The sequence below is a fragment of the Comamonas sp. MYb396 genome, from assembly GCF_037479555.1.
Lineage (GTDB): Bacteria > Pseudomonadota > Gammaproteobacteria > Burkholderiales > Burkholderiaceae_C > Comamonas.
In genome coordinates, this window is record NZ_JBBGYU010000008.1 from 290,493 (window position 1) to 297,625 (window position 7,133).

Here is a 7,133-nt window from a genome sequence, read left to right on the forward strand (position 1 = left end):
CCTGGTCATCCATCAGGACTCACATGCTCCCGCTCCGTCATCTGTCTCTAGTCGCCTTTGGCGCGCTGTCCCTCACGCTGGTCGCCTGCGGGAAAACCACCTCCCCAGATCCGCGGACCCAGACTCCCCTGGTGCGTACCGTGCTGGTATCCATGGCGGCTTCTTCGGGTCGGGAATTTAGCGGCACCATCGCCGCGAGGGTGCAAAGCGACCTTGGCTTTCGCGTAACAGGCAAGGTGCTTGAGCGATTGGTGGACAACGGCCAGGCGGTCAAACGGGGCCAGCCACTGATGCGTGTCGACCCGGTTGATTTGAAACTGGCCGCCGTTGCGCAAGATGAAGCCGTTTCTGCCGCCCGCGCCCGCTCGCTGCAGGCCGACAACGAAGAGGCGCGTTACCGCGCGCTGCAAGGCACCGGGGCCATTGCGGCATCGGCTTACGACCAGATCAAAGCAGCAGCGGATACCGCCAGGGCACAGCTGCGCGCGGCCGAGGCGCAGGCAGCTGTGGCGCGCAATGCCAGCCGATATGCGGAGCTGGTGGCTGATTCAGACGGCATCGTGATGGAGACGCTTGCCGAACCTGGTCAGATCATCAGCGCGGGTCAGGTCGTCGTGCGTGTTGCCCATGCTGGCAAGCGTGAGGCCGTCGTTCAATTGCCTGAAACCTTAAGACCTGCCTTGGGCTCGGTGGCCCAAGCCACTTTGTTCGGCAAGGACGACGTCGTGGTTCAGGCCCGTCTGCGTCAACTCTCCGATGTGGCAGACAAAGCAACGCGGACCTTTGAGGCGCGGTATGTACTCGACCCTGCAAGTGCTGGCAGCGCTCCTCTGGGCAGCACGGTCACTGTCAAGCTTGGTCGCAACGCCTCAGAACTCTCCAACGGCGTTTTGCTGGTGCCGTTAGGTGCTATCCATGACGCAGGCCAGGGTCCCGCAGTTTGGGTGGTTCAGGAGAATCAGGTGAGAAGGCAGCCCGTCACCATGGTGCGAATCGAGGACAGCAACGCCCAGGTAACGGGCGGGCTTCGGACGGGTGACCGCATTGTGGCGCTCGGCGCACATCTGCTGAGCGAGGGCGCTCAAGTGCGCCTCAGCAACGAGACGCCCGCAGCGGCCACGTCCACAGGAGCTTCCCGTGGCTGAGAGTCGTTTCAATCTTTCCGCGCTGGCCGTACGCGAGCGCTCCATCAGCCTTTTCCTAATTTTGCTGATCTCATTGACAGGGGTGTTCGCTTTCCTGAAGCTAGGTCGAGCGGAAGACCCCGCCTTCACCGTCAAAAGCATGACAGTCGTCACCGCTTGGCCCGGTGCTACCCCGCAGGAAATGCAGGATCAAGTCGCCGAGAAGCTGGAAAAGCGCTTGCAGGAGTTGCGCTGGTATGACCGGACAGAGACCTTTGTCCGCCCTGGACTGGCTTTCACCACCTTGACCTTGCTCGATTCCACCCCTCCTGGCGACGTGCAGGAAGAGTTTTACCAAGCTCGAAAAAAGCTGGGGGATGAAGCACGCAATCTGCCTTCCGGGGTGGTAGGCCCGATGGTGAACGATGAGTATTCAGACGTCACCTTTGCGATCTATGCGCTCAAGGCCCGGGGTGAGGAGCAACGGGTGCTGGTGCGTGATGCGGAAGCGCTACGCCAACGCATGCTCCATGTACCAGGGGTGAAGAAGGTCAACATAGTCGGCGAGCAATCAGAGCGGATCTATGTCGAGTTCTCGCACGAGCGCCTGGCCACGCTGGGAATCAACCCACAAGAAGTCTTTGCCGCGCTGAACAACCAGAATGCGCTAACGCCCGCCGGCTCTATCGAAACCAAGGGCCCACAGGTTTTCATTCGCATCGATGGTGCTTTTGACGAGCTGCAGAAGATCCGCAACACCCCCATCGTCTCCCAAGGCAGGACGATCAAACTATCTGATATTGCGATCGTCAAGCGCGGCTACGAAGAGCCCTCAACATTCATCATCCGCAACGGTGGAGAGCCGGCGCTGCTGCTCGGCATCATCATGCGTGATGGCTGGAATGGGCTCGACCTTGGCAAGGCGCTTGAAGACGAAGTACACGCCATCAACGCGGACATGCCGCTGGGCATCAGCTTGAGCAAGGTGACCGACCAGTCTGTGAACATCGCCGCTTCGGTAGATGAATTCATGCTTAAGTTCCTGGCTGCGCTCATGGTGGTGCTGGTGGTCTGTTTTGTCAGCATGGGCTGGCGGGTGGGCGTGGTTGTCGCAGCCGCCGTGCCGCTCACACTCGCTGCCGTGTTCATCGTCATGGCCGCGACGGGCAAGAACTTTGATCGTATTACGCTAGGCTCCCTGATCCTTGCGCTCGGGCTGCTGGTGGATGACGCCATCATTGCCATCGAGATGATGGTGGTGAAAATGGAAGAGGGTTTCGACCGCGTAGCTGCTTCTGCTTATGCATGGAGCCATACTGCCGCGCCTATGCTGTCGGGAACGCTGGTCACCGCAGTGGGATTTATGCCAAATGGCTTCGCTCGCTCCACCGCAGGTGAGTACACCAGCAATATGTTTTGGATCGTCGGTATTGCGCTGATCGTATCTTGGGTGGTTGCCGTGGTGTTCACGCCCTATCTGGGGGTCAAGTTGCTGCCCGACCTCAAGAAGGTCGAGGGCGGGCATGCGGCGATGTACGGTTCGTCGCGCTACGAGAGATTTCGCAGAATGTTGGGATCTGTCATAGCGCACAAGTGGCTTGTCGCCGCCACCGTTGGCGCCCTGATGACCGCTGCCGTGCTGGGCATGGGGGTCGTCAAGAAGCAGTTCTTCCCGATCTCTGATCGGCCCGAAGTGATGGTTGAAGTGCAAATGCCTTACGGCACCTCCATCACGCAAACGAGCGAGACTACCAAAAAGGTGGAAGAGTGGCTGTCGCAGCAACCTGAATCGGAGATCGTGACCGCCTATATTGGCCAGGGCGCCCCACGTTTTTTCCTGGCTATCTCGCCTGAGTTGCCCGATCCCTCTTTTGCCAAGATCGTCGTGCGCACCGCAGACCAGGCGCAGCGTGACGCACTGAAGCACAGGTTTCGAGAGGCGGTTGCTCAAGGCTTGGCACCCGAAGCGCAGCTGCGAGCAACGCAGATCGTCTTCGGTCCGTATTCACCTTTCCCGGTCGCCTACCGAGTCTCCGGCCCGGACTCTAAGCAGTTGCGTCTGATCGCCGCTCAGGTGCAAAAGGTGATGGAAGATAGCCCGATGATGCGTACCGTGAACGCTGACTGGGGTACGCAAACTCCCGTCATGCGCTTCACCCTGAATCAAGATCGTCTGCAGGCGGTTGGCCTCACCTCATCCGGGGTAGCACAACAACTGCAGTTCCTGCTGAGTGGAGTGCCAGTAACGACCGTGCGTGAAGACATTCGCACCGTCGTCGTGACAGCACGCTCGGCGGGCGACACGCGCCTGGATGCCGCAAGGATCGGCGATTTCACGCTCACCAACGCGTCAGGCCAGCGCATTCCTTTGTCGCAATTGGGCGAAGTCACCGTGCAAATGGAGGAGCCCATCATGCGTCGCCGCGACCGCGTGCCTACCATCACCGTGCGCGGAGACATTGATGACACATTACAACCGCCTGACGTCTCGGCGGCCATTAGCAAGGAGCTGAAAGCCATCAAGGACGCCTTGCCTCCTTCCTATCGCATTGAAGAAGCGGGGTCGATCGAAGAGTCTGCAAAGGCCATGACCGCCATGCTGCCCTTGTTTCCCATCATGATCGCCATCACTTTGATCATCATCATCCTGCAGGTCAGGTCGATGTCGGCGATGGTCATGGTGTTCCTGACCAGCCCCTTGGGGTTGATCGGTGTAGTTCCGACACTCATTCTTTTTCAGCAGCCTTTCGGTATCAACGCATTGGTCGGTCTGATTGCGCTGTCGGGGATTCTGATGCGCAACACCCTGATTCTTATCGGGCAGATTCAGCACAACGAGCAGGAGGGGCTAGATCCGTTCCATGCGGTGGTGGAAGCCACCGTCCAACGCGCCCGTCCTGTCATCTTGACCGCTCTGGCGGCCATTCTGGCGTTCATCCCATTGACGCACTCCGTGTTTTGGGGAACGCTTGCCTACACACTCATCGGCGGGACGCTGGCTGGCACGGTTCTTACCTTGGTGTTTCTGCCTGCGATGTACTCGATCTGGTTCCGAATCCGCCCTTCAGTTAAAAACTGCTAGCGGGTTTGATGAGCTCGTACAAGGTCGTAGATTGAAGACTGAATCGCCCCGGTTTTGAACTGACCCCCAGAAGTTGGACGAACTTCAAGGGGTTTCATGAAGAAGTACGAGACGGAGTTCAAACTGGAAGTGGTCCAGAGCTTCTTGGCAGGCGAAGGCGGCGCGAAGCTTTTGGCTCGTCGGTGGTCGGTGCCTGAGGAGAAGGTCCGCACCTGGGTGAGCCACTACCGACTGCACGGCATCGACGGCTTGCGCCCCAAGCGCAGCGCGTACAGTACGCAGTTTAAGCTGCAGGTGCTGGTTCATCAGGATCGAGAGCAGCTCTCCAGCCGCCAGGTCGCAGCGCTCTATGACATCCGCAATCCCAATCAGGTCGTGGTCTGGCGACGCAATCTCAATCAAGGCCGCCTGCAGGCGCGCGAGAGCGGGAAAGAAGAACAGCCCAAGATGAAGCCAAAACGACGTTCTGCAGAACCGTTGAGCACGGTCGTTGCCGATGCGGAGAAAATCCTGCGAGAAGAGAACGACCGACTGCGCGCGGAGGTCGCGTACCTAAAAAAATTGCATGCCTTGATCCGGTCGAAGATGTCAGCTGCGCCGACAAAGCGCGCCTGATTACCGGGTTGAAGCATGACTATAAGCTGGCCGACCTGTTGGAGGTAGCAGGCTTGGCGCGCAGCACGTTCTACTACCAGTGCCAGGCGGCCCAGCGCGTCGACCAACAACGAGCCATGGAGGCCAGAATTCGTACTGTGTATGACGAGCACAAGGGCCGCTACGGATACCGGCGGATCACGGCAGCGCTGTGTAATTCAATGGCGGAGCCGGTCAACCACAAGTGCGTGCAGCGTCTGATGCAAAAGATGGGGCTACGTGCGTTGATCCGGGCGAAGAAGCGCTCCCGGCATATCCCGGGCATGAGTGATGCGCACGTACCCAACGTTCTGCGGCGTGACTTCTGCGCGACTGCGCCGAACCAGAAGTGGGCGACCGATGTCACCGAGTTCAATGTACGCGGCCAAAAGCTTTACCTGTCAGCCTGCATGGACCTGTACTGCGGCGAGATCGTCTCGTACCGCATGGCACGGCGGCCAGTCTTCGAGCTGGTTTCCGGCACGCTCGAGACAGCGCTCTCGCGCGCCAAGTCCACCGCTGACCTGATCGTGCACTCCGACCAAGGTTGGCACTACAAGATGCAGCCCTACAGAGCGATGCTGGCGAGTCATGGTGTCAAGCAAAGCATGAGCAGCAAAGGCAACTGCTTCGACAACGCAGCGATTGAAAGCTTCTTCGGCACACTGAAAGCTGAGTACTTCCATCTCGACAAACCCGACAGCATTGATGCACTCGAAGCGGGCGTGCATGATTACGTCCACTACTACAACCACGAGCGCATCAAGCTCGGGCTGCAAGGGCTCAGCCCGGTGGAGTACCGGCTGAGAAGTACCGCCTGATCGGCGGAATCGTGACCGTCCAACTTCTGGGGGGCAGTTCACTTTTGAGGAGGCTCAATACTCTGAGAGGATTGAGCCATGACGAAGTCAAACAAGTTTTCACCTGAGGTGCGCGAGCGCGCCGTGCGCATGGTGCAAGAGCATCGAGGCGAGTACCTGTTGATTTCCATGCAAACCTGACCCATCGGGGGTTAGTGGGTCACTTCCGTGTGGAAATCAACAGAAAGCGCCAAAATTTAGCGGCTACAGCAGTCACTATTGCTACCATTGCCCGCAAATGGCAAATGAAAGCGCAAAAACTCCGTTGCAAGGAAAACTCCCTCTTGGACTGGTGAGGGTCCTCGGCAAGAACAATCTTCACACCGTTGAGGCGGTCAAACGAGCGTATCCAGAAAGACTGCTTCGCATGCCAGGTATAGGGATCGTGCGATTCCGCATGATTGAAGCTGAATTGATCCACACCGAGTGGTACAAACCACAATTTGCCGCGCCTCCATTTCCCGAAGTGCCTGGCTCGACCCTGAAAAACTCGCCGTTACCGCTGGCCGTCGTGCGCCGCTTGGCGCGAAACGGGATTCTAAGCGAGCCGCAACTTCGCGACGCATACCCCGAAAAGCTGATGAGGATCAGCTCTTTCGGGCTCGGCTCCCTGCGCGAGGTCGAGCGGATCTTCTTTCCTGGGCATCGATATGATCCGCCTACAGGTAAGCAGCCGCCTCCGTCTCTCCCAGATTAAGTCATTGTTTTGCTAAATTAGTTTACAAGTTCTGGGCGCTTAGATCTATGATGATGATCATGCCGGAAGAACTACAAAATGATGCCATGTTGGGGAATTTGCTGCCAAAGTATGTGACACGGGTTCTCGCGCGGAACGGAATCACAACAGTTGATGGGGTACGTAAGGCCTATCCACTCGATCTGTTAAAGATGCGGGGCATGGGTCAGCTCCGATTCAAACAAATCGAGACTGCACTGTTCCCAGGCAGCTCGTACACGCCAGCACGAATATCCTCCCCAATTCGGCAAACCAAGGGCTCATCCCTTAACGGCATCCTTTCCCCTGGTACGGTCCAAGCGCTAGCTCGCGGGGGCATCATGACGGCAGAGCAACTTGTAGAGTTGGAGCCAAAAGATCTGCTGAAGATCAGGGGTCTGGGTATTGCAAAGCTCAGGGAGATCGAAAAGATCTTCTATCCCAGTCAACACTACGAGCTGCCGCGCGGCAACCACAGTACATAAAAATCATTCCTGCACTTAAGCGCACAACCTACAGTTTTCAGCTCATCAATCTTTGACCTTGTTCAAGGTCATGGCCCAGTGGCGGCCATATGATCGCTCCATATCACGGAGAATCAACACAGCACAAAGGTTTGATCTCGAGTGTTTAGCCCGCAACTTGAACTGACCCCAAGAAGTTGGACAGTTGGAAGCTAGGGACTGAAGGCCTGAATCCGGTATTGCACCGGACTCAGG

Annotated in this window: 4 protein-coding genes and 1 pseudogene; all 5 read left to right on the plus strand. The window is 57.8% G+C overall.

Annotated elements, in window-relative coordinates; translation table 11 throughout:
* Positions 1-23 precede the first annotated feature (23 nt).
* The 5 genes and pseudogenes from WH265_RS18940 to WH265_RS18960 all read left to right on the plus strand — a co-directional run bounded on the left by WH265_RS18940 (position 24) and on the right by WH265_RS18960 (position 6,899).
* On the plus strand, positions 24-1,145 hold the full coding sequence (locus WH265_RS18940) for an efflux RND transporter periplasmic adaptor subunit (protein WP_339559306.1): 1,122 nt from the start codon (positions 24-26) through the stop codon (positions 1,143-1,145).
* On the plus strand, positions 1,138-4,206 hold the full coding sequence (locus tag WH265_RS18945) for an efflux RND transporter permease subunit (RefSeq protein WP_339559307.1): 3,069 nt from the start codon (positions 1,138-1,140) through the stop codon (positions 4,204-4,206). The genes WH265_RS18940 and WH265_RS18945 overlap by 8 nt, the downstream gene beginning before the upstream one ends.
* Before the next feature lie 96 nt (positions 4,207-4,302).
* Positions 4,303-5,660: pseudogene (locus WH265_RS18950) on the plus strand (IS3 family transposase).
* Between the two features lie 277 nt (positions 5,661-5,937).
* Positions 5,938-6,396: a hypothetical protein gene (locus WH265_RS18955; RefSeq protein WP_339559309.1), complete on the plus strand. Its 459-nt coding sequence runs from the start codon at positions 5,938-5,940 to the stop codon at positions 6,394-6,396.
* Positions 6,397-6,443: 47 nt separating this feature from the next.
* Entirely contained in the window at positions 6,444-6,899 is a 456-nt protein-coding gene (locus WH265_RS18960; protein ID WP_339559310.1) for a helix-hairpin-helix domain-containing protein, read from the plus strand.
* The last annotated feature ends 234 nt before the right edge of the window (positions 6,900-7,133 follow it).

Coding starts and splice junctions, on each gene's coding strand:
- WH265_RS18940 (WP_339559306.1), top strand. CDS start 24: ATGCTCCCGCTCCGTCATCTGTCTCTAGTCGCCTTTGGCGCGCTGTCC.
- WH265_RS18955 (WP_339559309.1), top strand. CDS start 5,938: ATGGCAAATGAAAGCGCAAAAACTCCGTTGCAAGGAAAACTCCCTCTT.
- WH265_RS18960 (WP_339559310.1), top strand. CDS start 6,444: ATGATGATGATCATGCCGGAAGAACTACAAAATGATGCCATGTTGGGG.